Source organism: Pseudomonas sp. KU26590 (genome assembly GCF_026153515.1).
In the GTDB taxonomy this organism is placed as follows: Bacteria; Pseudomonadota; Gammaproteobacteria; order Pseudomonadales; family Pseudomonadaceae; genus Aquipseudomonas.
Genome location: NZ_CP110644.1, coordinates 4,311,976 through 4,334,787 on the forward strand (window position 1 = coordinate 4,311,976; position 22,812 = coordinate 4,334,787).

The 22,812-nt window shown below is 63.1% G+C and carries 22 protein-coding genes; 7 read left to right on the top strand and 15 right to left on the bottom strand.

Annotated elements, in window-relative coordinates; all coding sequences use genetic code 11:
• Positions 1 to 6 precede the first annotated feature (6 nt).
• From OKW98_RS19190 to OKW98_RS19215, 6 genes are all read left to right on the top strand, one after another.
• Positions 7 to 747, top strand: coding sequence for an SDR family oxidoreductase (locus tag OKW98_RS19190; RefSeq protein ID WP_265389777.1), 741 nt, complete (start codon positions 7 to 9; stop codon positions 745 to 747).
• A complete protein-coding gene (locus OKW98_RS19195; RefSeq protein WP_265386194.1) occupies positions 744 to 1,730 on the top strand; it encodes a lysylphosphatidylglycerol synthase transmembrane domain-containing protein in 987 nt (328 codons plus the stop codon). The genes OKW98_RS19190 and OKW98_RS19195 overlap by 4 nt, the downstream gene beginning before the upstream one ends.
• A 37-nt stretch (positions 1,731 to 1,767) precedes the next feature.
• On the top strand, positions 1,768 to 3,198 hold the full coding sequence (locus tag OKW98_RS19200; protein ID WP_265386195.1) for a DUF2723 domain-containing protein: 1,431 nt from the start codon (positions 1,768 to 1,770) through the stop codon (positions 3,196 to 3,198).
• Between the two features lie 185 nt (positions 3,199 to 3,383).
• A complete protein-coding gene (locus OKW98_RS19205) occupies positions 3,384 to 3,698 on the top strand; it encodes a hypothetical protein (RefSeq protein ID WP_065988487.1) in 315 nt (104 codons plus the stop codon).
• A 215-nt stretch (positions 3,699 to 3,913) separates the two neighbouring features.
• Positions 3,914 to 4,336, top strand: coding sequence for a cupin domain-containing protein (locus tag OKW98_RS19210; RefSeq protein WP_416147391.1), 423 nt, complete (start codon positions 3,914 to 3,916; stop codon positions 4,334 to 4,336).
• 242 nt (positions 4,337 to 4,578) lie between these two features.
• Entirely contained in the window at positions 4,579 to 4,845 is a 267-nt protein-coding gene (locus OKW98_RS19215) for a hypothetical protein (protein WP_065988488.1), read from the top strand.
• A 15-nt stretch (positions 4,846 to 4,860) separates the two neighbouring features.
• Here OKW98_RS19215 and OKW98_RS19220 read toward each other — a convergent pair whose 3' ends face one another.
• From OKW98_RS19220 to OKW98_RS19290, 15 genes are all read right to left on the bottom strand, one after another.
• Positions 4,861 to 5,514, bottom strand: coding sequence for an HAD family hydrolase (locus OKW98_RS19220; protein ID WP_265386196.1), 654 nt, complete (start codon positions 5,512 to 5,514; stop codon positions 4,861 to 4,863).
• A 70-nt stretch (positions 5,515 to 5,584) separates the two neighbouring features.
• The gene (locus OKW98_RS19225; RefSeq protein WP_265386197.1) at positions 5,585 to 7,114 is read right to left on the bottom strand and encodes a sodium:solute symporter family protein; all 1,530 of its coding nucleotides are present in this window, start codon (positions 7,112 to 7,114) and stop codon (positions 5,585 to 5,587) included.
• Positions 7,111 to 7,371, bottom strand: a complete 261-nt coding sequence (locus OKW98_RS19230) for a hypothetical protein (protein ID WP_265389779.1) — start codon at positions 7,369 to 7,371, stop codon at positions 7,111 to 7,113. Before OKW98_RS19230 ends, OKW98_RS19225 begins: the two co-directional genes overlap by 4 nt.
• Positions 7,372 to 7,537: 166 nt before the next feature.
• Positions 7,538 to 8,473 carry a choline kinase family protein gene (locus OKW98_RS19235; protein WP_265386198.1) on the bottom strand — a complete coding sequence of 312 codons (936 nt, stop codon included), beginning with the start codon at positions 8,471 to 8,473 and terminating at the stop codon, positions 7,538 to 7,540.
• Positions 8,470 to 9,426, bottom strand: a complete 957-nt coding sequence (locus OKW98_RS19240) for a phosphotransferase family protein (RefSeq protein ID WP_265386199.1) — start codon at positions 9,424 to 9,426, stop codon at positions 8,470 to 8,472. Before OKW98_RS19240 ends, OKW98_RS19235 begins: the two co-directional genes overlap by 4 nt.
• Before the next feature lie 9 nt (positions 9,427 to 9,435).
• Complete coding sequence (locus tag OKW98_RS19245; RefSeq protein WP_265386200.1) at positions 9,436 to 10,716, bottom strand: Zn-dependent hydrolase; 1,281 nt, start codon at positions 10,714 to 10,716, stop codon at positions 9,436 to 9,438.
• On the bottom strand, positions 10,694 to 11,452 hold the full coding sequence (locus OKW98_RS19250) for a DeoR/GlpR family DNA-binding transcription regulator (protein ID WP_265386201.1): 759 nt from the start codon (positions 11,450 to 11,452) through the stop codon (positions 10,694 to 10,696). The genes OKW98_RS19245 and OKW98_RS19250 overlap by 23 nt, the downstream gene beginning before the upstream one ends.
• Positions 11,453 to 11,719: 267 nt before the next feature.
• Complete coding sequence (locus tag OKW98_RS19255) at positions 11,720 to 13,120, bottom strand: amidase (protein WP_265389780.1); 1,401 nt, start codon at positions 13,118 to 13,120, stop codon at positions 11,720 to 11,722.
• Between the two features lie 242 nt (positions 13,121 to 13,362).
• Entirely contained in the window at positions 13,363 to 14,640 is a 1,278-nt protein-coding gene (locus OKW98_RS19260) for a Zn-dependent hydrolase (RefSeq protein WP_265386202.1), read from the bottom strand.
• Between the two features lie 29 nt (positions 14,641 to 14,669).
• Positions 14,670 to 15,851, bottom strand: coding sequence for an amidase (locus tag OKW98_RS19265; RefSeq protein ID WP_265386203.1), 1,182 nt, complete (start codon positions 15,849 to 15,851; stop codon positions 14,670 to 14,672).
• Complete coding sequence (locus OKW98_RS19270; protein ID WP_265386204.1) at positions 15,848 to 16,855, bottom strand: ABC transporter ATP-binding protein; 1,008 nt, start codon at positions 16,853 to 16,855, stop codon at positions 15,848 to 15,850. The genes OKW98_RS19265 and OKW98_RS19270 overlap by 4 nt, the downstream gene beginning before the upstream one ends.
• Positions 16,852 to 17,895 (bottom strand): ABC transporter ATP-binding protein, encoded by a 1,044-nt coding sequence (locus tag OKW98_RS19275; protein ID WP_265386205.1) that lies wholly within the window; start codon positions 17,893 to 17,895, stop codon positions 16,852 to 16,854. The genes OKW98_RS19270 and OKW98_RS19275 overlap by 4 nt, the downstream gene beginning before the upstream one ends.
• Before the next feature lie 2 nt (positions 17,896 to 17,897).
• A complete protein-coding gene (locus tag OKW98_RS19280; RefSeq protein ID WP_265386206.1) occupies positions 17,898 to 18,791 on the bottom strand; it encodes an ABC transporter permease in 894 nt (297 codons plus the stop codon).
• Between the two features lie 2 nt (positions 18,792 to 18,793).
• Entirely contained in the window at positions 18,794 to 19,747 is a 954-nt protein-coding gene (locus OKW98_RS19285) for an ABC transporter permease (protein WP_265386207.1), read from the bottom strand.
• A gap of 42 nt (positions 19,748 to 19,789) precedes the next feature.
• Complete coding sequence (locus tag OKW98_RS19290; protein WP_265386208.1) at positions 19,790 to 21,463, bottom strand: ABC transporter substrate-binding protein; 1,674 nt, start codon at positions 21,461 to 21,463, stop codon at positions 19,790 to 19,792.
• 323 nt (positions 21,464 to 21,786) lie between these two features.
• Here OKW98_RS19290 and OKW98_RS19295 point away from each other — a divergent pair, with 323 nt between their 5' ends.
• Positions 21,787 to 22,812: a LacI family DNA-binding transcriptional regulator gene (locus OKW98_RS19295; protein ID WP_265386209.1), complete on the top strand. Its 1,026-nt coding sequence runs from the start codon at positions 21,787 to 21,789 to the stop codon at positions 22,810 to 22,812.

Sequence of the window (22,812 nt, forward strand, 5' to 3'; positions counted from 1 at the left end):
ACTGCCGTGAAGAAAGTCCTGATCATCGGCGCCACCTCCGCCATTGCCACTGCCTGCGCGCGTTTGTGGGCCACGGAGGGCAGCGATTTTTTCCTCGTGGCGCGCAACGTCGAGAAGCTGCAGCAGACCGCCGCTGACCTCAGGGCGCGCGGAGCGTCCCACGTCACGCTGCACGAGATGGACGCCAACGACATCGAGGCGCACCCGCTGATGCTGGGCCGCTGCCTGACGGCCCTCGGCCAGATCGACATCGCCCTGATCGCCCACGGCACGCTGCCCGATCAAAAGGCCTGCGAGCGCGACGTGCACATGGCGCTCAAGGAATTCGCCAACAACTGCACCTCGGTGATCGCCCTGCTGACCGTGCTGGCGATGCAGTTCGAGACCCAGCGCTGGGGCAGTCTGGCGATCATTTCGTCGGTGGCCGCCGACCGTGGGCGCCCTTCCAATTACCTTTACGGCAGCGCCAAGGCGGCGGTGTCGACGTACTGCGAAGGCTTGCAGGCGCGGCTGTTCAAGGTCGGGGTGCACGTCACCACCATCAAGCCGGGGTTTGTGGATACGCCGATGACCCAGGGCCTGTCGTTGCCGGCAGCCCTGCTGGCGCAACCGGCGCAGGTCGCCCGGCGCATCGTCAAGGGCATCGCCAACAAGGTGCCTACGCTCTACGCACCGGGTTTCTGGGCGCTGATCATGCTGGTCATTCGTTCGATCCCGCAGCCGCTGTTCAAAAGGCTGAATCTATGAACACAGCTGCGCCTGGGCCTGCGCATCTGTCGGGCTGGCGCTACCGCGCGGTGGTGCTGTCGGTGGTCGGGTCGGCGTTGGGCTATCTGGGCTTTTCGCTGTGGGGCGGCTGGCAGGCGGTGGGCACCGCAGTGAGCGAGGTCGGACTGGTCGGCATTGTTATCGCGCTGTTCATGTCGTCGGTCAATTACGGCCTGCGCTTTGTGCGCTGGCAGACCTACCTGACAGTGCTCGGCCATCCCATGCCGTGGCGGCCGAGCCTGAACATTTACCTGGCCGGCTTTGCCCTGACCACCACGCCGGGGAAGGCCGGTGAAGCGTTGCGCGGGGTGCTCCTGAAACCCTGGGGCGTGCCCTACCCGCAGAGCTTCGCGGCGTTTTTCAGCGAGCGGCTGTCGGACCTGTTTGCGGTGGTCTTACTGACCCTGTTCGGTCTGTCGCTGTACCCCCAGGCGTGGCCGATGATCGTGGTCGGCGTGGCGCTGGTGGCAGTCGGGCTGGTGGTGCTCTCGCAACGTCGCCTGCTTGAGCGAATCACCGAAAAGGTGCCAGCAGGTGGCGGCAAGCTGCTCGGGCTGCTGCGCCATCTGCTGCAGGTGCTGGTGCATGCGCAGCAATGCCATCGCCTGCGCCTGATGCTCGGGCTGACCGCGCTGAGCATCGTCGCCTGGAGCGCCGAGGCTCTGGCGTTCGACTGGATTCTGAAATGGATGGGCGCGGACATCCCGCTGACCTTCGCGGTGTTCGTCTACGCCCTGGCGATGTTGGCCGGCGCGGTGAGTTTCATGCCCGGCGGACTGGGCGGCGCGGAGGCGGTGATGGTCGGGTTGCTGGTCTGGAAAGGCATGAACAGCGCCGACGCGGTGGCCGCCACCGTGCTGATTCGTCTGGCCACACTGTGGTTCGCCGTGGCCATCGGCGCGGTGATGCTGATCAAGCTCAAAGGCGAGGCGATGACGCCTCGGGCTCAACCGATTCAATAACGCTTTTCGACGGAATATAGGGACAGGAGTGCAAGTCATGGTGGCAGCAGTACGTTATCGAGCGTTGTTTGGCGTCCCCTTGTTGCTGGCGGTGGCCGCCGTGCTCTGGAGTTTTCTGGCGTCCAGCGGACCGATTCAATGGATGGACAACGGCATCTTCATCGCCGACGCTTCAGAAGGCCGCTATTTCAGTGAAGCCCTCGGCCCGCTGGATCACCCGTTGTACCTGTTCGTCACCACGGCGCTGTTCGCTCACTTCGGGCCGCTGGTGCTCAGTTTCATGAACTCGATGCTGCTGATCCCGCTGGGCTGGGCGATCTTCCGTCTGGCCAAGGGCGTCGGTGCGACGTCGCAGCAGGCCTTGCTGGCGATTGCCGCCGCCGTGCTGTGCCATTGCGTGTTCTGGGTCTCGACCAAGGCGGAGGTTTACCTGCTGCACACGCTGCTGGTGACCCTGGCGTACATGGTGCACTTTCGCGATAAATCGCGCCTGGGCCTGCTCACCGCGTTGTTCGTCATCGGCATCCTCACCGGCCTCGCCGCCGCCATTCATCAACTCACGTTTATCGTACTGTTGCCGCTGTACGTGCAGCTGGTCTGGCAGCACAGGGCGCGGGTTCTGTTGACGATTCCGGGTTTTGTGCTGGGCTTTGCGGTGGCAATCCCCGGCGTTTTGCAAGAGCTGCAGGACGGTCTGAGCCTGATCGATATCGGTCATCGTTACCTGATCGGCCTACCCGACAAAACCACCGAGCAAAGCTGGCAGGGTGCGCTGTTTCGCTTCGACGACATGTGGCACGAAAAGAACTCGGTCGGGCTGCTGATGCTGTCGCTGCTCGGCCCGCAACTGGTGGCGCTGGTGCTGTTCCCCAAAAGCCGGCGCCTGCGACTGTTGTGGTGCGCGGCGGTGCTGAATTTCATCTTCGCGGTGTCGTACAACGTCACCGATCGCTTTACGTTTTTTCTGCCGGGCGCCGTACTGTTGAGCATCATCGGCGTGATCCAGGTGCAGGCGTGGCTGGCGCGACACCACGCCGCCGCTGTCGCCTACGCCCTGCCCTTCAGCGGGCCGGTGACGATTCTGGCGGTGTACGCGGTTTACGCCAGCGGCGCCGTAGCGCTGCCGACCCACAAGGAAGCGATGCCTTTCCGTGACGATATTCATTACTTCATGGCGCCGTACCTGCGTGATCGTTCGGCGCAAGCGTTCGTGCACAGTTACGAACAATCCGCCCCGATAGGCGCGCTGATCGTCGCCGACTGGACGCCCAACGGCGCATTGCGCTCGGCACAAGCCAGCGGGCTGCTCAAGGGGCGCACCATCGCGCTCTGCGAAGGCGCGCAAGACATTGAGTCCTACCTGAACGGCCCCGGCGCCTTCCTGGCGCGGACCAGTTATTGCTCGAGCATTTTGGATCGCTTTGATCTGCAGACGTTGGCAGTGGGATACGAACTGCGCGCGAAATAGCTAAACAGGCCAGCTCTGCGCCAAGGGACGCAGAGCGTCGGGGGATGCGTGCCCACGCAGAGCGTGGGGGCGATCACCCTCTCTGGACCTCGTTGAGCATGGCATGACCGTTCGTCGGGTCGAATGCACCTCTTGCATGGCCCGACTGACCAATAGGTATCCATGACAACAAAGGGATTCACATCATGATCAAGACAAAATTGACTGCCCTGACACTTGCCGGCCTGATGGCTGTTGCCACCGGTTCCGCATTCGCCGGGTCTACCGGCCCAACCGACCCGATTGACAAAAACGGTCCGAAGCCAAGCACATCCACCAGCGGTCAGAACAACGACGGCAGCTCACCAGGCACGTCGACCCCAGGCACTAAAGGCATGGGCAGCACCAACGGTACCAACCGTGGTGATGCTGACGGCGGTGGCATGACCAACGGCAGCGGCATGGGCGGCAGCGGCGGCGGCACCGGTGGTGGCGCGAGCGGGTCCAGCGGCAGCAAGTAAATCGCTGGGCTGACTGTGTGCCTCTGAGCGAGATTAGCGCCGAGGCAGCACTGAATACGATGAAGGGCCGAATCTGATTCGGCCCTTTTTTCGTTTCCGGTTTGGTTTCCGGTATATGGCGATTGGCCCCCTGATCTTCTCGGCAATTGGACGTGTGCGCCGAGCACCTGCGGGCTTAGCGTAGTGGTCATCAATCGCTGCCGGAAAATCCACCCATGAAAGTGCTCAAACGCATCACCGCCCCGCTCTCCTGGCTGGCCTTCGCCGGCGTGATGTTTGTCGGCAGCGCCCATTCCCACAATGCCGAGCGGGAAAAGGTCACCGTTCTGGAAGAGCACCCGATGCTCAATGCGCCAGGAAAAAAAGCCATGGTACTGACCGTTGATTACGCACCGGGCCAAGCCTCCATTGCCCACAGTCACAGCGGCAGCGCGATCGCTTATGTGCTGGAAGGCGAGGTGATTTCGAGAGTCAATGAGGGCAAGGCGGTCACCTACAAGGCAGGTCAGACATGGTACGAGCCGGCCGGGTCGAAGCACTACGAATCGAGAAACACCAGTGCGACAAAGCCTGTGAAATTGCTGGTGTTCATTCTGCTGGACGACAAGGCCGACATTCTCACGCCGCTGCCGAAGTGATGGTGAGGGTGAGGGTGATTCAACCGGCCTCTTCCCGGCTAAACCCGGTCCCACTATGGAACCGCGTGCATTCAATGGGATCGCGCGCAGTCAGTGGGACCTGCTTTAGCCGGGAAGGCGTCAGGCGACGCACTGCAACACCGGGCAGAGAACCCCGGGCCTAAATTTTCCGCCGCCGCTGTCGATACGCTATTCGTAGAGCCCGAATATCGGGTCGGACCGAATCAGTGAAAGGCAAAAGTATGTACACAAACATTTTTCTGCTGGTAGAGCATGGCCGCGATCAAGGCGAAGTTTCTGTTCTGGGCTGGTTCGATGACGAACGCGCCGCGCAAGACACCGCCGAGGCCATGGAGTGGAAAGCGTATCGCGACGAAGCCAAGCGTCATCACCAGTGGTCGAGTCAGCCGTTGCTGCCGCCGGACCAGACCGCCCATCGTCGTTTCTGGGTCAAGGGCATTTCCAAATTCAGCCACACCCCCGCACCCCGTTCGTGGGCGGTGCATTGATTGCGTCGGGTTTGATTAGCGCCAGCTCAGCACCGGCCATCGCGCCTGCTGAGCATGGGCCAGCAACACAGGGTCCGGATTGACCGCGTATGGATGGCTGACGGCGCAAAGGAGCGGCAGGTCATTACGTGAATCGGAATAAAAACTCGCCCCTTCCAGCGTCTCCCCCTCACTGTCCAGCCACGTCAGCAACCGAGTGACCTTGCCTTCGCGGTAGGTCAGCACGCCTTCGGTGCGACCGCTGAAATGACCATCGAGGAGTTCCAGGTCGATCGCCAACACCTCATCGATGCCCAGGTGAGCGGCAATGGGCGCCACCAGATGCACGCCCGATGCCGAAATCACCAGTAGCCTGTCCCCTGCCGACCGGTGCCGGGCGATAGTCGCCCGGGCATCGGCGTAGACCAGAGGATCAATCACCGCTGGAACGAAGTCGGCCACGTCGCTGGCAACCGCGTGGCGAGCGCGGCCCGCCATCGGCGCCAGGCTGAACGCCATGTAATCTTCCATTGCCAGTTTGCCTTCGCCATACGCCGCCATCAGTTGCGCGTCACGCTGCATGAAGCATTCACCGTCGACCCAACCCAGCCGGGCCATTTCCCTGCTCCACAGACTGGCGCAATCGCCGTTGATCAGCGTTTCGTCCAGGTCGAATATCGCGAGAGCCATTTCAACACCTCAACGTTTGTTTGCTTGAATCACAGCGCCGGCGACACAAGCCCGGCGCTGTGCGCGGGGTTCAGCTCATTGCAGGGGTTGCGCCGACAGGATCGCGACGCGGCGCTGCAAGGATGAATAGCGCGTTGACGCGCTCGATCTCAGCGGGCGTCGGCTTGATGACGAAGGCGAAGCCGATGAACACCAGCGCGTTGAAAATCACCCCGATGATGCCGCTGGTCAGCGAGCCCAGGGCTGGAATATCGTCCGGGTAGAACACGGTCAGAACGATGGCGATCAGGATCCCCACCAACATGCCGGCGATTGCGCCTTGTTTATTGCCGTGGCGGCTGAAGATCCCGAAAAACAACGGCACCGACAGCTGAATGATCCCCTGGTAGGAAATCTGCGCCAGCAACTGCAACCGCGAGTAATCGAATGTCAGGTAGGCCAGCAGCGATGCGGCAGCGATGAACACCACCATGCCGGATTTCGCCAGCACGGTCTTCTCACGGTCGCTGCGGGGTTTGTTCCAGGTCGCCAGGTCGTTGGCGAACTGCGTGCCACACACTTGGACGCAGCCGTCGACATGGCCGATGCTTGCTGCCAGCACGATGACAATCGCCAGCGCCAGCAGCCATGGGCCACCGATGTCGAACAACGAAATGAACCAGCCATTCTGCGGATGTGCAGCGACCGCGGGGTCCTGACTGATGGCGGCCGCGAACAGCATGAGGATGCCGTAGAAGCCTGCGACCAGCAGGATGGTCAGCAGCGTGCCCTTTTTCACAGATCGCACGCCGCTGGCGGTGTAAATGCGTTGAAAACTCATTGGCCAGCACATCGAGCCAATCACGCCCGTGAAGATCAGACTGAACATGTACATCGGGCCGTACGTGCTGCCCGCACCGCCCGGGATTACCAACATGCTGGCCGGCAACTGCGCCAGGTGCGAAAACGACGCTTGCTCGCCGGACATCAAAAAGATGCACAGCGCCGCGCACAGCACATACGCAATCAGGCCCTGGTACATGTCGGTCATGATCAGCCCGCGCATGCCCATGCTGACGGTCCAGTACTGACGAATCAGCACCACCCCCACGCCAACCATCAGGCAGGTCGTTACGCCCCAGCGACCGAAGCTTGCAAACTGGAACAGCGTCGCCAAAGCCTGAATGCCCATCACGACCCACGGAAACACCGAGATAATGCCGATGATCGAGGCGATGCGCTTGACCGCCGGACTGTCGAATCGCATGCCCAACAGATCCGGTTGCGTGGTCAGGTTAAAGCGCTTGCCCCACGTCCATGCACGGTTGGCCATCAAGTACATCGCGGTCACGCCGAGGGTCGCGTAGACCATGCCGTAGAAACCCAGCGCACCGCCGACGGACAGCGCAAAAAACGCCGTGAACGTGGCGCCCGGCCACCACGAGTTGGTGTAGCACATGGCGATGTACCAAGGGCCGTAGGACCGTCCGCCCACGGCGTAATCGGAGAAGCTGTCGCTCTTGCGATTGGTGGCGTAGAGCACGGCAATCATGCCGGCCAGAAACAGGCCGATCAGGCCGAAGGTGATGAACAGATTGGAATCGACTGCGGTGCTGATCATTGCACGCCCCCCTCTTCAGGTATCTCGCCGGTCATGGACTCGATGGCATACAGCACCCACAGGCCGAGGCCGGTCAGCAGGGCAATCAATATCCAGTAAAAGATGGGCAGCGGAATGCCGAGCACGATAACCGCGCTGCTGCTGACCCCCATATAAAACGGCGGAAACAGCGCCATCATCAACATCAGGAAGAAATACACACCGAAGATCAGGGCCTTCAGACGGCGGGGCGGCGCCAGTGAGGGGTTGTTTTGCATCATGTTGCGCTCCTTGAATTCTGGATTTAATGGCCGTGCGATCAAACAAATCCAGGCAGTGAAGCGAATGCGGAACGCCCGCTATTTTGTTGTTATCAGAATCAGCACCGTTGCCCGGTTGCACCGAGGCATGGCCGGCTGATTCAGGTCCAGCGCTGGCGCAGGCTCAGGCCTGTCTTAGCCAGCTTTCCCACTGCGAATCGTTGATGACGCTGCGCGCGCGCATGTGTTTCCAGACGCCGTACTTGTAGAAATCAAAATCCAGTTGCGAGACCGCGTGCTGCACCATCGCCCAGGTCGACCACTTGAGGTCCGCCAGCGCCTTGTTCAACTTGATCCGCGCCAGGGTCTGAGGCGTCACCCGACCGAAGTAGTCTTCAATCAGCGCCAGCTCCATGTCGTCGGTGAAAAACATCTCGCCAAACCACAGCGCCAGTTCGTAATGGCGGTCGTTGTTGGAGGCGTATTCGAAATCCACCAGACGGATCTGGCGCGCGTCGTTGAGCATGAAGTTGCCCGCCAGTGTGTCGTTCATGCACGGCGCCAGATCGATGCCCGACGCCTGCAACGCCTGCCGGGCCCGCTGGTATTGCAGGCACAGCCAGGCGTCGTCCGGCGGCGTATAGCCGTTGACCTCAGCCACCTGGCGCTGGTGTTCGGCAATCATGTCGAAGGCTGTTTTGGTCTGGATCAGTGCCGGCTGATCATTGAACGCCTTGAGCGCGTGCAGCGCCCTGTGGCGGACATCGCGTTGCAGGAAATCGTGGTTGGACGAGGCGCGCCACCCTTCCATGAATTCGAACACCTCAACGCCGAATGCTTCGAGGAACGCAAACACCGGTGCGCCGTAGCCGGTGTCAGCGGCCTTGAGGCTGGCGTCGTGGGCCGTCCTCCGGTCGATGAACATTTCAGTGCCCACCCCCGGCACTTTAAAAAAGTACGCCGTGTCGGCGCCCTGCACCTCCACGCGCCAGTTGGTGTTGGAGATCCCGCCACTGACAGGCTGGTAAGTGATCTTGCGACCCTTCCAGCTGTCGATGCTGAGAATCGCCGCCTCCAGCTGGTGCTCTGCGCCGGTGGCGGCGTCGCCGAAGTTCTTCATGCTTGACCCTCCTGAACCTGACGCAGCCAGCTCTCGAAGCGCGCGTCCTGAATAGTCTGGCGGCAACGCAACAGCGTCCACTGCCCGACCTTTGAAAACTCCAGATTGCGGGTGGACGTGGCCCCCACCCAAAGGCCCCATAACGTCCAGTACCAGTCGTTGATCAGTGCGTAGAAACGGCAACGGGCGTAATCGCTCTCGCGGCACTGGCCCGCCCACGCGATGATCCCTTCGCGCCACTGGCTCTCGAACGGATACAGCTCGTTGAGGGTAATCGCCACGTCGTACCAGGGGTCGAAACACCCGCCGTAGTCGAAGTCGATCAGACGCAGTTCCCCGGCGGGGCCCACCATGACGTCGCTGGCCAGACCGTCCCCGTGCAAGGGGACGCTTTGGCCGGGATGCTGCTGTAGAGCCTCCCAGGCCAGATCAATGCAGGTGTCGATCCACGCGTGATCGGGCGGCAGGCTGACGCCGTCGCGCAGGCACAGCGCGCGCAGCTTCTGCAGATCGGCCATTGGAGAACGCGCGAAGTCAGGCGTCGGGCCCGCGTGCACTTGCTTCTTCAGGGCCCACAGCGCCTGCAGACGCAGCGGCGACGTCAGTTCGTCCAGCCGCGCCCAGCGCCACTGCGGCGCGGGCAACGCCTCGAACAGCAACACCCCGTTTGCCACGTCAGCGCTTTTCAACGCCGGCGCCGCGCCGGTGGCAGCGGCGCACGCACTGGCTTGCGCACTTCGAGCGACATCGATCAACGGCGCCATGTCAGCGTGCAGCACCTTGGCGTACCAGGTGCCCAGGGCGCTGCTGACCCGGTAACCGGCCCACTCGGTCGCCACGCGTATCGGCGACGCCACGCCGGCAGTGCCCGCACTGATCTGACTGTCAGCGGGAAACCCGGCGGCGCTCAACGCGTCCAGCAGCCGCTGACGCTCGCTCGTTGAATTCAGCATCATCATTCCTCAGTTGAACGAGGCAGGGGAAGAACAGGCGCGATGCAGCAATGACGTCAGCAGGCGCAGGCCGTTGTGCAAGTCTTCGTCACGGGTGTACTCCGCTTCGTTGTGGGAGACGCCGTTGCTGCTCGGAACGAACAGCAGGCACGCCGGGTATCGGCGGTTCAGGCTGAGGGCGTCATGCCCTGAGACGGTGATGCTGTTGCCCGTCGGTAGCCCCAGCTCATGGGCGACGCTGTACGCCAGTTCGGCGAAACCGTGATGCAGTTTCACCGGCTCGCGCAGCACACTGCTCTCGACCTCAAAGCCGGTGGATGTTTTCGCTGCGATGTCCTGCAAGGTGACGTCAAACCGCTCACCGGCAGCGGCGAGGCGTTCTACATCGCGGGAGCGAAACTCGACCAGCAGCGAGACCCGCGAGGGCACCACGTTGGGCGAGTTGGGGTAGATCTCCAGGCGTCCGACCGAACTGTGCATCTCCAGGCCGTGCCGCTCGACTTCGGCGCGCACGGCGGTGATGGCATGGGCCGCCGCCAGCAAGGCATCTCGACGCGCCGCCATCGGCGTGGGGCCGGTGTGGTTTTGCTCGCCGTCAAAGCGCACGCGTTTTTTCAGCGCAGCCCACGTCTCACGCACCACGCCAATGGCCTGGCCCTGGGCTTCCAGGGCCGGTCCCTGTTCGACGTGAATTTCGACGTAACCGGCGACCGGTAAATCGACCATCGCGTCGCCCAGATAGCCGATACCGCGTAGCGCTTGCTCAAGGGAAACGCCATCGCCGTCGCGGCAGGCCAACGCCTGCTCCACGGACATGGCCCCGGTGAACACACTGCTGCCAATCAGGCTCGGCTGGAAACGCGCGCCCTCCTCGTTCGTCCAGTTCACCACGGCCAGATTGCAGGCCGGCGTCTCGCCGCGCTCACGCAGTTGCCGGGCCAGGCTTGCCACCGCCACCGCACCTGCCAGCACGCCATAGATGCCATCGAAGCGACCGGCACTGGGCTGACTGTCCAGATGGGAGCCGCACAAGAGATACGGCGCGGCAGGATCGAACGTGATCAGCCCGAACACATTACCCACCGCATCGACGCGAACGTCAAAGCCGTGACCGGTCAGCCAGTCGCAGAAAAGATCGCGCACCTGGCCGTCTTCTGCCGACGCAGACAGCCGATGCAGGCCACCGGCCGGCGTCGCGCCAATCGCGGAACTGAGCCGGAACAGCGCATCGAATTCTTCGATGTCAGCGGCATTCGGCGTGAGCAGTTCAGGAGTAAAGGACTTCGACATTATCTTGCTCCAGACGGGTCGAAAAATCGTCGGACAACGGGCGATTGGTGACCACGGTATTGATGGCGCCAAAAGGCAGCGTATTGATGAAGGTCCGGTGGCCGAACTTGGCGTCGTCGGCCAGCACCACACTGCGCAGACAGTGTCCGGCGAGGGTACGGCGCAACAGCGCCTCAGGCTCTTCGTAGTCCATGAACCCCAGGGTCAGGTCGATCGCCCCGATGCCCATGAAGGCGATGTCGTAGTGAAACTGACGGGCAAATTCCAGGGTGTGGGCGCCCACCAGCGCGTTGTCGTTGCGCCGCACATCGCCGGGCGCGACCAGCACCGCGTTGTCGCTCTGGCGGGTGATCAACTGGGCAATGTCCAGGGAGTTGGTGATCACCTTCAGGTGGCTGAAGGCTGTCAGTTGCTGCGCCAGCGCCAGGGTTGAGGTGCCGGTGTCGAGAAAAATCGCCATCCCGTCCTGAACCAACTGCGCCGCGCGCGCGCCGATGGCCGCCTTGGCCTGGGTCTTGATGCGGGTGCGCACCTGAAGCGGCTGTTCTTCGTTGGGCCTTGGCAGAATCGCCCCTCCGTGGATGCGCCTTAACCTGCCCGCCTCCTCCAGGTACTTGAAGTCACGGCGGATGGTTTCTTCGGACACGAACAGCGACTGGGCAAGGTCCGACGCCTTGACCCGTTGATGTTGCGCCAGCAGGCGCATGATTTCGTCCAGACGAGGTTGGTTGAGCATGGGGTAGACATTCCGTTGCAAGGTGAAACCCTCAGTGTACTGGCCCGGCCTGACACTGCCGCAGTCGGCCGTGTGGCGCAGGCCTGATCGCCCGCCACACAACAGCCGGCGCGGCGTGGGCCGGACCGGGTCACGTGTAAAACCTGGGGCAATGATGGATCGGGACACGCGAACCTCTCACTCGAATCGTGGTGAAAGGGCAGTGAATTGCAAAAAGGTGACGCGCCGGGCGGGCTTCTTGCGAGCCCACTCCGATCCTGCCGATGACTAGGTAATCAGCGGCGGCAGGTGTTGATCCCACGGTGCCAGGGCTTCATAGGCTGCGCAGAACTGCAGCACGTCGGCGTCCGCAAAGCGCGGCCCCACCACTTGCAGGCCGATGGGCAAGCCACCGGGGCTGAAGCCGCACGGCAAGCTCGCCGCTGGATGCCCGGTGATGTTGAAAGGGTAGGTAAACGGCGTCCAGCGTGCCCACGGCACGGCGCCTTCCTGGCCTGGAAAACCCTGGGGTGCCGTGTCGTCTGCCGCGAACGGGAGAATCGGCAGCGTCGGCATCAGCAGCAGGTCGTAATGTTCGAACAGTCCATGGACCTGATTGGCAAACGCAGCACGCTGCTGCACGGCGTTCAGATAAGCCGAGAGGTCGTAATCGGCCGAACGCCTGATCAGCGTCGCAAACCCCGGATCCAGCTCGTCCATCCGGTCGACCAGGGACTTGCCGTAGGCGATGCCCCGCCCGCCGACCCAGAGGGTTTCGAACGTCGCCAGGGGGTCCTGCCAGTCAAGCTTCAACGTTTTGATGCTGACCGGCAGGGCCCGCGCCACGAGGTCGACCGCCGCCTCGACGGCTGCCGCGATGACCGGATCGACCGGCGTTTCGAACAGCGTCGGGCAGTAGCCGATGCGTAACGGGCGCAGGGGTTGGTCGCAGCGCGCCAGATAGGATTCCAGAGGGGCTGGCAAGGCTTGATGATCCAGCGGATCAGGCCCTGACAAGATGTCAAACAACAAGGCGCTGTCGCGCACGGTACGGGTGATCGGGCCTGCATGGCTGAGCATTTCAGTGGCCGACCAAGGCCACGTCGGGATGCGTCCCAACGAACCCTTGAGGGCGAACGCGCCGCAGAACGCACCCGGAATTCGAACCGACCCGCCGCCGTCGGAGCCCAGGGTGGCCGGCACCATTCTGGCGGCCACTGCGATGGCCGAACCCGAGCTGGAACCACCGCTGGTGAGTCGCGGGTCCCACGGGTTTCGGCCGTTGCCGAACACCCGCGAAGTGCTGGCGCCGGTCCAGCCAAACTCCGTGGTGGCGGTTTTGCCCAGGATGATGGCGCCCGCCGCTTTGAGCCGGCGAATGATCGGCGCGTCGTGCTCGGGCACCTGGTCCAGGCCGGTCAGCGAGCCTTTCGTGGTACGCAGGCCGGCGGTGGAAAACAGGTCCTTGATGCCGAACGGAATGCCATGCAAGGCGCCGCAGTACTGGCCGGCCTGTGCTTGCTCGGTGAGCGTGCGCGCGTGTGCAAGCGCAGCCTCGGTGTAGACGTCACCGAAGGCATTCAGTGTGGGATTGTGGGTTTTGACCGAATGAAGGCTGGCTTCGACCAGGCGCAGCGGCGTCAGCGCGCCCTCACGAATGCGCGCAGCTGCGTCAATCACGCTTGGCATCGGCAAAGGTTCTTGCTCAGTGATCATGGGGACTCCGACAGCTGAACCGGTCATTTCCGGGTTGCCTGGGCATTAAAGTCAGCGCGTCGAAAAGAGTCAACATGCAAATGTTGGTTTTGTTGGATTTGTGGGTTATTTAGTTTTTCAGGCTCTGAACGGGTGCATGATTTTGCGGTTTTGACCGTTTGCACGCCCCGACGCCCTGTAACAGGGCGGGGGGCTGGCCGGGGTTCGACAGATGTTTACCAGCCCTGGGCCCGTTGCGCAGCGCCGACCATCGCGCGAAAAAGCACCGCGCAACCCGCCGCCAGATCCTGCGGGGTGGCGTTTTCGATTTCGTTATGGCTGATGCCGCCTTCGCAGGGCACGAAAATCATGCCGGCGGGCCCCAGTTCAGCGATGAAAATCGCGTCATGGCCCGCGCCGCTGACGATGTCCATGTGACTGAGCCCCAACTCCCGCGCCCCGTCACGCACGGCGTCGACGCACTCCGTGGCAAAGTCCAGCGGCGGAAAATCCGCTGTCGGTGTCAGCTCAAACGTCAGCCCGTTTTCGGCGCACGCCCGCTCGATGGACGCCTGCAAGTCGTCGACCATCGCCTGTAATTTATCGCTGTGCAGATGACGAAAATCGATGGTCATCTTCACTTCGCCCGGGATCACGTTGCGCGAACCCGGATGAATGTTCAGGCAACCAACGGTGCCGCAGGCATGGGGCTGGCTGGCGTTGGCAATCCGGTTGACCGCCGTCACCACGTGAGCGGCACCCACCAGCGCATCCTTGCGCAGAGACATCGGCGTCGGCCCGGCATGGGCCTCGACGCCAGTCAACGTCAGGTCGAACCACTTCTGGCCCAGGCAGCCCATGACCACGCCGATCGTCTTGCGCTGGTCTTCCAGAATCGGCCCCTGTTCAATGTGGGCTTCAAAATAGGCGCCCACCGGGTGGCCAAGCACCGGGCGGGTGCCGGCGTAGCCAATGCGCTGCAATTCTTCACCCACCACCAGGCCTTGCTCGTCCTGCCTGGCGAGCGTCTCGGCCAGATCAAGCTGGCCGGCGAACACGCCCGACCCCATCATGCACGGCGGGAAGCGCGAGCCTTCTTCGTTGGTCCAGACCACCACCTCGATCGGCGCCCGCGTCTGCAGGCCCAGATCATTCAAGGTGCGGATCACTTCCAGCCCGGCCATGACACCAAAACAGCCGTCGAACTTGCCGCCGGTGGGTTGGGTGTCAATGTGGCTGCCGGTCATGACCGGTGCCCGCGACGGATCAGTGCCTGCCCGACGGGCGAAGATATTGCCAATGGCATCGACGCTCACCGTGCAACCGGCCGCCTCGCACCACTTCACGAACAGGTCCCGGGCCTGGCGATCCAGGTCCGTCAGCGCCAGACGGCAGACGCCGCCTTTGGCCGTCGCGCCCAATTGCGCCAGGTCCATGAGCGATTGCCAGAGTCGCTGGCTGTCGATCAGCGGCTGGCTTGAGGCCAACACGTCCGGGGTGATTGCAGTGTTCATAGGGGTTTCTCCAACAGACAGTCAGCGCTTCAGGAAGGGCGTGATCCGGCAATACGCACCGCGAGTTTCACCAGGCTCAGGTCACTGCCCCGAGGCCCCATGAGCGAAATACCCAACGGCGCGCCGTCCTTCATGGCCAGCGGCATACTCAGCTGTGGCGTACGGCACAGCACCGAAATGGCCAGCAGGTGGTGTGAAATCTGCCGGGCCTGTTCGATCTCCTCGTCTTTGGCGCTCAGCAGCGGGGCGATGTCCGGGACGGTCGGCATGACCAGTACCCGATCGCCCAACAGCTCGGTCCACGTCGCAGCGAAGCGCTCACGCAGGGCGCACGACTGCTCGTACTGCGCGTCGGTGACGGCTTTGGACCAGGCGAAACGGGCGGCCACGTCGGGGCCCAGGCACAGACCGTTCTGCTCGATGAACGCGCCTTGTGCCTGCCACGCCTCGCGCCCCTGAATGTAGCGAAAGGCCCAATAGGCATCGGTCAGCGACGGCAGCTCACCTTGCAGTTGTTGCAGCGGTCCGTAGAGGCTCTCGATCCCGGCGATGGCAGGCGCCAACGCTTCGCGTGAAGCTTCCGGCAGCAGGGCAAACAACGCATCACTGATCACAAAAGACGGCGCGTCACCGAGGGGTGCCGGATCCTCGCCCAGCAGGCACTCGCCCACGCGGCCGAACAGCGCAGCGTCTCGGGTGAAATACCCGGCGGTGTCCATGCTTTCACACAGGGCCTGGGTGTTGGCCAGCGACAGGCGTCCGTGGCTGGGGCGCAGGCCGAACAAACCGCAATAACTGGCCGGCGTGCGCACGGAACCGCCGGTGTCGCTGCCCATGGCAAAGTCGCACAGGTGGTTGGACACCGCCGACGCCGACCCCGAGGACGATCCACCGGGAATGCGGTCGTGGGCCGCGCCGTTGCGTGGCGTGCCGTAATGGGCGTTCTTGCCGCTCATGGAGAACGCCATTTCGTTGGTGTGGGCCTTGCCGATCAGCTGCGCCCCCGCGTCCAGCAGGCGCTGAATCGTCGGCGCGGTGGTGGTTTTGATCCCGGATATGGCCAGCACATGGGGGTTGCCGCCGCCGGTGGGGTAACCGGCGACGTCGAAAAGGTCTTTGGCGGCGAAGGTATAGCCGGCCAGCGGGCCACTGGCCCCATGGGGCACATCAACGGCCGGGTAAGGCATCAAGGCAAAAGCGGAATCGGTCATGACAGGGACTCACTCAGAGGTGGGGCAAGCGTCTGATTCCAGTGATGGCAGCTCACGGAATGCTCGGGAATGACATCTTCGATGGCAGGCACCTCACGGCTGCACACGGCGCTGGCTCGTGGGCAACGCGGGGCGAAGGCGCATCCGTCCGGCAGGTTGGCCAGATCCGGTGGGGCGCCGGGAATGCTGATCAGCCGTTCGCCTTTGCGCAGGCCGTCCTTGGGCCGCGTGCCCAGCAGCACGCGGGTGTAGGGGTGCTGCGGGTTGTCCAGTAACTCGGCCAACGGCGCCTGTTCGACGATGCGTCCGCCGTACATCACCGCGACCCGGTCCGCCACCTCGACCGCCGCGCCGATGTCGTGGGTGACGAAGATGATCGACAAACCAAGGGCCTGCTGCAGCTCGCGCAACAGGATGAGGATTTGTATCTGCACCGTGGCGTCCAGCGCCGTGGTGGGTTCGTCGGCCAGCAGAATCTGAGGCTGACACGCCAGCGCCAGGGCAATCATCGCCCGCTGGCGCATGCCGCCTGACATTTCGTGCGGGTAGGCGTCCAGCCGTTGTTCCGGGCTGGGAATGCGCACGCTGCGCAGGGCTTCCAGCGCCGCCGCCCGGGCTTGCGCCCTTGACATCGGACGATGCCGACGCAGCGCTTCGACGATCTGCTGACCAATGGTGTAGACCGGGTCGAGCGCCAGCAACGGCTCCTGGAAAATCATCGCCGCCACCGGCCCGCGCAACGCCTGTAACTGGCTGCGCGACAACGCCATGAGGTCTTGACCGGCGATTTCGATGTGGCCTTCGATGTCCGTGGACCGCTCGGAATGCAGGCGCATCAGGGCCCGCAGCGTCACGCTCTTGCCTGAACCGGATTCGCCGATCAGGGCCAGCACTTCGCCCCGGGCGACGGAGAGGCTGACGCCGTTGACCGCCGACAGGGTTTGCCCGCCGCGTTTGAAGCGCACTTTGAGGTCGCGCACGGCGACCATGGTCTGTTGGCTCATGCCGAGGCTCCTGCATAAATCAGTGGCGCCGAAGGACTCTGGCTGTGCCCTGCCCCGGGCTGCACCATCAGGCACGCCGCGTGATGACCCGCCGCTGTCAGGGCCAGCGGCGGCACCGTCTGACGGCAGATCGCTTCGGCGTGGGGACAGCGCGTATGAAACCGGCAACCCGACGGCGGATCGATAGGGCTGGGTGGATCGCCGGACAGCGGCGAAACCAGCGTTCGCTGTGCGGGGTTCATCGAGGGCATGGACGTCAGCAGCGCCTGGGTATAGGGGTGCTGCGCGTCGCTGAACAATGCCTCGGCCGCGCCGATTTCGACAATCTCCCCCAGGTACATGACCATGATCCGGTCGGACAGGTAACGCACCACGTGCAAGTCATGGCTGATGAACACGTAGGTCAGGTGCAGGCTGTCTTTGAGGTCCAGCAACAGGTTGAGCACCTGGGCCTCGACCGATTTGTCCAGCGCCGACACGGCTTCATCGAGAATCACCAGCCGCGGCTCCACTGCCAGGGCGCGGGCGATGTTGACCCGCTGGCGCTGACCGCCGGACAGCTCATGGGCATAACGCCCGGCAAAACGGGTCGGTTCCAGTCCCACACGGCCGAGCAGATCCCGCGCCCGCTGCAACGCGTCACGCTGGCTGACGCCATGCACCGACGGCCCGAAGGCTACAGACTGCTCCATGGTCAGCCGCGGGTTGAGCGACGAATAGCTGTCCTGAAAGACCATTTGCACCTGGCGTCGATAATCGCGCAGGGGCAGCTGATGGCCGCCCACCGTCATGGCGTCGAACACCAGTTCGCCGCTGTCCTGGCGGATGAGCTGCATCAACAGCCGGGCCATGGTGGATTTGCCGCACCCCGACTCCCCCACCACGCCAAGGGTCTCGCCCTTGTGCACGACGAAGTGGATGCCATCCACCGCGCGCACGACGCTGTGCTTGCCCAGCCCTCCCTTGACCGGGAAATGCTTGACCAGTTTTTCGACGTTGAGCAGTGGCTGCGCGGGGCCACCAATATCACGCTGGTTCATGGTCAGCTCCTGATCGACATGGCCGCCCGCAAGCGGTCGGCGAGCACGTTGAAAGAAATCGAGGTGATGAAAATCATCGCGCCGGGCAATGCCGACACCAGTGGCTGGGTGTAGATCGCCGTGCGCAGGGTATTGAGCATCAGGCCCCATTCAGGCTCGGGCGGGGTCACGCCGAGCCCAAGGAATGACAGGCCCGAAGCGAGGATCATCGACACTGAAATCAAGCCGGTGGTGAAGACAAAGATCGGCCCCAGCACGTTGCCAAGCACCTGCGTGCGGATGATGGTGAATGACCCGGCGCCCGAGGCGCGCGCCGCTTCGATGTAGTCGCGGTTGCGCACCTGGGTGGTGACACTCTCGGCGATGCGCGCCACTTGCGGCACGAACACCAGCGTCAATGAGATCAGCGCATTGTTGACGCCTGCGCCCAATGCACCGGAGAACGCGATGGCCAGCAGCACCGAGGGGAACGCATAGAACACGTCCACGGTGCGCATGATCAGGCTGTTCAGCCAGCCGCCGAAGTAGCCGGCAATCACACCGATGGCGCCACCGATCAAAAAGGCCAGTATCACCGGCGTGATCCCCATGAACAGCGACAAGCGTGCGCCCAGCATCAGGCGGGACAGCAAGTCGCGGCCCAGCTCATCGGTGCCCAGCGGGAAGCCCTGGGTACCGATGGGCTTGAGGCGTTTGAACATTGAGGTGGTGAACGGATCGCCGGGCACGATCCAGGGGCCGAACACCGCCAGTATCAGCAGCGCCAGAATGACCGCCGCCACCAACAGGGCCACCGGGTCTCTGCGCACGCGGCCAAACACCTCGCTCCAGTAACCTGGCGAGCTTTCTATGGGCGTGATGACGGGCGCGGCGGGTCGCAGCATTGAGAGGTTCATGCTCAGCCCCTTTTGATGCGTGGATCGAGCAGCGTCTGCAGGATGTCCACCAGCAGATTCAGCGCGACAAAAAACAAGGCCAGCACCCAGATGGTGCCCTGCAACAGCGGCAGGTCACGCTGGAAAATCGCCGAATTGAGCAACAGTCCGGTGCCGGGCCAGGCGAAGACGGTTTCCACCAGAATCGAGCCGCCCATCAGATAGCCGATCTGCAGGCCCATCACCGCCATGGCCGTGGGCGCAGCGTTTTTCACCACGTGCTTGAACAGGCCCCACTCCCCCAACCCTTTGGCGCGCAAGCCGATGATGAACTCCTGCGACAAGGTCTCCGCCACCTGAGCGCGCACGGTACGGGCAATGATGCCGGTGGGAATCACGGACAAGGTGATGGCCGGCAGGATCATGAACTGGAAATGCGCCCAGTCCCACGCCCAGGCCGACTGTCCCATGGGCCCGCCGCCGGTGGCAGGCAACCACCCCAGTTGTGAGGAGAATACGATGACCATCAGCATGCCCAGCCAGTAGTGCGGCACGCTGACGCCGATCGCTGAAATCGCCGAGGCGACCTTGTCCAGCCAGCTGTCCTGAAAGTAGCCGCCGACAAAGCCAAACAGGCTGCCGAGCACAAAGCCGAACAACGTCGCCAGCACGGCCAGACGCAACGAGTAGCTCACCGCACCCAGCACCTCGGTGCTCACCGGGCGGCCGCTGGCGATCGACATGCCCAGGTCACCCTGCACCGCGTGCCAGACCCACAGCCCGAATTGCACCGGCAGAGGCTTGTCAAAACCGTAGGCCTGAATCAACTGCTCACGCAGCGCTTCAGAGGCGTCCGGCGGCATCACCGACACCAGCGGATCGCCGGGCGCCATGTGCACGAGCATGAAACACACCAGTGCCACGCCTAACAGAATCGGGGTCGCCAGCAAGACGCGGCGAAAGATGTAGGCAAGCATGGGCTTTCCTCACAGAGGGAGATCACAAGGGCGGCCGGTGGCTCAGTCCTGTTTGGAGACCAGCGACAGGTCGATGAACCAGCTTTGCGGTTGCACCACGCCAGTGACCTTGGGCGAAATCGCCCGCGGGCCGACGTCGTGGGCAACGAACAGGAACGGCGCCTCGTCGACAATTGCCGCGTGCAACTTGCCGGACGCTTCGTCCAGGGCCTTCGGATCGAACGAGTTGCGGACCGTGCTGATCAGCTTTTCGACTTCGGGCGAAGCGAAGTAGCCCCAGTTGTTGGAAACCGGCGGGAAGGCCTTTTCGCTGGAAAACCGCACCATCCCGAAATAGGGGTCCATCACCGCCGCGCTGACGTTGATCGCATTGGCGCCCTGTGCTGCCGGATCCTTGGCCCCCAGGCGCCAGCCACTGAACAGGGTGTTCCATTCGGTGACGGCGATGTCCACGTTGAAATAGCAGGCCTTGAGGCTTTGCTGGATGTATTCGTTCATCGGCAGCGGCTGCATCTGCCCGGAGCCAGAGGCTGAGGTCAGCACCTTGACGTTGACGGGGTGATCCTTGCTGAAACCGGCGTCCGTCATGAGTTTCTGTGCCGCCGCCTGGTCATAGCGGATCTTGAACTCGGGGTTGCCGTACCACGGCGAATCCTTCTCGTAGATACCGGTGGCTTCCTGCATGAAGCCGCCCAGGTAAGCTTTCAATTCACTTCGGTCCAGGCACAGGTTGGCGGCTTGACGCACGCGTTTGTCCAGCCACGGAGAACCAGGGGCGAAGGAGAACTGCCACGGCCAGAGATGCGGCTGGCCATTGGCGTAGATTTTGAATTCCTTGCTCTTGAGTTGATCGATGGCGTCCGGCGCGGGCGCCTCGATCCAGTCCACTTGACCGGACAACAATGCCGCCGTGCGCGCATTGGCCTCGGGCAGCGGAATCAAGACCACGTGGTCAACCCTGGGAATACGCTTGGGGTCCCAGTAACCCGGATTCTTGTCGAGCACCAGCTCCTGGCGCGGGACCATGCGGTCCATCTTGAACGGCCCGGTGCCCACCGAGTGGCTGGCAAAGGCCGTCCAGGCCAGCTTCGAGCGCTCGGCCGGATCGGTGGTGGCCGCCGGCACTGCGGCGAAATCCTTTTGCCAGGCCGTGGGCGAGGCCATGAACAGATTGGTCAGGTTATAGGGCAGGACGGCATCGGGCTCGCTGGTGGTCAGCTCCACCGTCAAATCGTCGATTTTCCGCGCGCTGCGCAAGGTCGGCATCCGCGACACCGTCACGCCGATTTGCCCCGGCGCATATTGCGGGGCTTGTTTGTCGAGGACCTTGTTGACGTTCCACACCACCGCGTCGGCGTTGAAGGCCGAGCCGTCGTGAAACTTCACACCAGGGCGCAGCTTGAAAATCCATCGGGTGTGATCTTCAGGGTTCACCGCCCATTCCGTCGCCAGGCCCGGAATCAACGTGCTGGGTTTGTCACTTTGCGACAGGTCCCACTCCACCAGAGCGTCGAACATCGTGATGCCGGTAAACCGGTTGCCCTCGTAGCCTTGATCAGGCTGACCGTGGGTCAACGGGATGTCTGCGGCGGTCATGGCGATGCGCAAGGTGCTGTCGGCCATCGCCATCAAAGGCAACGAGGCACCCATGGCAACCGAACAGGCCAGAGCCAGCCGGGTAAGTCTTCGAGCGCGGGTAACTGAAGCAAGCGTCATGGCAAGTGTCCCATCCGTAGTGAGGAGTGCTGACAGGCCCAACGCAATGCTCATACCAACTTTTTTGCACGGCCCGGCGGCAGGGGCCCGAAAATGAATTAATCCGATGGAATTCAGTGGGTTGAACGCGTGATAAAAACCGTCGCGGTTTTCACCCAAACGTTTGGGTAGTGTTGGCCGGCGGGCCGTGCGATCTTTTGGTACGCAACGCTTCATCGTGGCGCAACCGCCGCGCGTTCGTGCGAGCACGCCGCCGGCCCTGTGCAACGGGGCCCCATGATGCGAGCATCGCGCCCTGCTCATCCGCACTTTCAGGCATGCCCATGAACCGACGTCCGGCCACGCTTCGCGGTATCGCCCAGCAACTCGACATTCATGTCTCAACCGTCTCGCGGGTGCTCAACGGTACCCTCGACCATGCCGGCCGCGCGGCGTCCAAAGAGACCATCGAACGCATCCGGGCGCTGGCGGCCAGTCTCGATTACCAGCCCAACACCCACGCGCGAACCCTGAAGACGCGTCACAGCCGCGAAATCGGCGTGCTGGTGCCCCGGCTCTCAGACATCGTGCTGGCCACGGTCTATGAGGGCATCGACGAAGCCGCGAGCGCGATGGGTTACACATCCTTCGTCGCCAACACCCTGGACCTCCCCGAGCGCCAGCGCGAACGGGGCGAACGTGCGCTCGCGCGCAACGTCACCGGCCTGATCATCAGTGACGTGCACACGACAGACGAACCGGGGTTTCTCGAAGAGCTGGAAGCGCGTCAGGTGCCGTTCGTGCTGGTCAGTCGCCGGCGTGGGCATCATTGCTCCGTGACCTCGGATGACGAAATGGGCGGTCGCCTGGCCGCCGAGCATCTGTTTGCCCAGGGCCACACCCGCGTGGCGGTGATCGCCGGTGAGCCGTACAGCAGCAACGCGCGGGAGCGCACAGCGAGTTTCGTGGCGTTCTATCGCGAGCAGGGCGTGGACATTGCAGCGGAGCGCATCATCACGGGCCACTTCGACACCCACACCGGCTTCGTCACCGGGGAACGATTGCTGTCACACCCTCAGCCGCCCACGGCTATTTTCGCCGTCAACGACTTCCTCGCCATCGGCCTGTTCGGCGCACTGCGCGCACGCGGGCTGATGGCCGGGCGCGACATCGCCGTGGTCGGCTACAACGACACGCCCCTTGCCGAACACCTGCAACTGACCAGCATCAGCACCAGCATGCACGCCCAAGGCGTAAGAGCGGTGGAGACCCTGCTCAAGCGGATTGCCGGTGAACCGATTGCCTCTTACCGTTTCCCGGCCGCGCTGAAAAAACGCGCCAGCAGCCAATGCCCGCCCAGTCGCGGATAA

Bases quoted from the DNA above. Each gene is read 5' to 3' on its own strand.
- OKW98_RS19195 (WP_265386194.1), top strand. From the start codon at position 744: ATGAACACAGCTGCGCCTGGGCCTGCGCATCTGTCGGGCTGGCGCTAC.
- OKW98_RS19200 (WP_265386195.1), top strand. From the start codon at position 1,768: ATGGTGGCAGCAGTACGTTATCGAGCGTTGTTTGGCGTCCCCTTGTTG.
- OKW98_RS19205 (WP_065988487.1), top strand. From the start codon at position 3,384: ATGATCAAGACAAAATTGACTGCCCTGACACTTGCCGGCCTGATGGCT.
- OKW98_RS19210 (WP_416147391.1), top strand. From the start codon at position 3,914: ATGAAAGTGCTCAAACGCATCACCGCCCCGCTCTCCTGGCTGGCCTTC.
- OKW98_RS19215 (WP_065988488.1), top strand. From the start codon at position 4,579: ATGTACACAAACATTTTTCTGCTGGTAGAGCATGGCCGCGATCAAGGC.
- OKW98_RS19220 (WP_265386196.1), bottom strand. From the start codon at position 5,514: ATGGCTCTCGCGATATTCGACCTGGACGAAACGCTGATCAACGGCGAT.
- OKW98_RS19225 (WP_265386197.1), bottom strand. From the start codon at position 7,114: ATGATCAGCACCGCAGTCGATTCCAATCTGTTCATCACCTTCGGCCTG.
- OKW98_RS19230 (WP_265389779.1), bottom strand. From the start codon at position 7,371: ATGCAAAACAACCCCTCACTGGCGCCGCCCCGCCGTCTGAAGGCCCTG.
- OKW98_RS19235 (WP_265386198.1), bottom strand. From the start codon at position 8,473: ATGAAGAACTTCGGCGACGCCGCCACCGGCGCAGAGCACCAGCTGGAG.
- OKW98_RS19240 (WP_265386199.1), bottom strand. From the start codon at position 9,426: ATGCTGAATTCAACGAGCGAGCGTCAGCGGCTGCTGGACGCGTTGAGC.
- OKW98_RS19245 (WP_265386200.1), bottom strand. From the start codon at position 10,716: ATGTCGAAGTCCTTTACTCCTGAACTGCTCACGCCGAATGCCGCTGAC.
- OKW98_RS19250 (WP_265386201.1), bottom strand. From the start codon at position 11,452: ATGCTCAACCAACCTCGTCTGGACGAAATCATGCGCCTGCTGGCGCAA.
- OKW98_RS19255 (WP_265389780.1), bottom strand. From the start codon at position 13,120: ATGCCAAGCGTGATTGACGCAGCTGCGCGCATTCGTGAGGGCGCGCTG.
- OKW98_RS19260 (WP_265386202.1), bottom strand. From the start codon at position 14,640: ATGAACACTGCAATCACCCCGGACGTGTTGGCCTCAAGCCAGCCGCTG.
- OKW98_RS19265 (WP_265386203.1), bottom strand. From the start codon at position 15,851: ATGACCGATTCCGCTTTTGCCTTGATGCCTTACCCGGCCGTTGATGTG.
- OKW98_RS19270 (WP_265386204.1), bottom strand. From the start codon at position 16,855: ATGAGCCAACAGACCATGGTCGCCGTGCGCGACCTCAAAGTGCGCTTC.
- OKW98_RS19275 (WP_265386205.1), bottom strand. From the start codon at position 17,895: ATGAACCAGCGTGATATTGGTGGCCCCGCGCAGCCACTGCTCAACGTC.
- OKW98_RS19280 (WP_265386206.1), bottom strand. From the start codon at position 18,791: ATGAACCTCTCAATGCTGCGACCCGCCGCGCCCGTCATCACGCCCATA.
- OKW98_RS19285 (WP_265386207.1), bottom strand. From the start codon at position 19,747: ATGCTTGCCTACATCTTTCGCCGCGTCTTGCTGGCGACCCCGATTCTG.
- OKW98_RS19290 (WP_265386208.1), bottom strand. From the start codon at position 21,463: ATGACGCTTGCTTCAGTTACCCGCGCTCGAAGACTTACCCGGCTGGCT.
- OKW98_RS19295 (WP_265386209.1), top strand. From the start codon at position 21,787: ATGAACCGACGTCCGGCCACGCTTCGCGGTATCGCCCAGCAACTCGAC.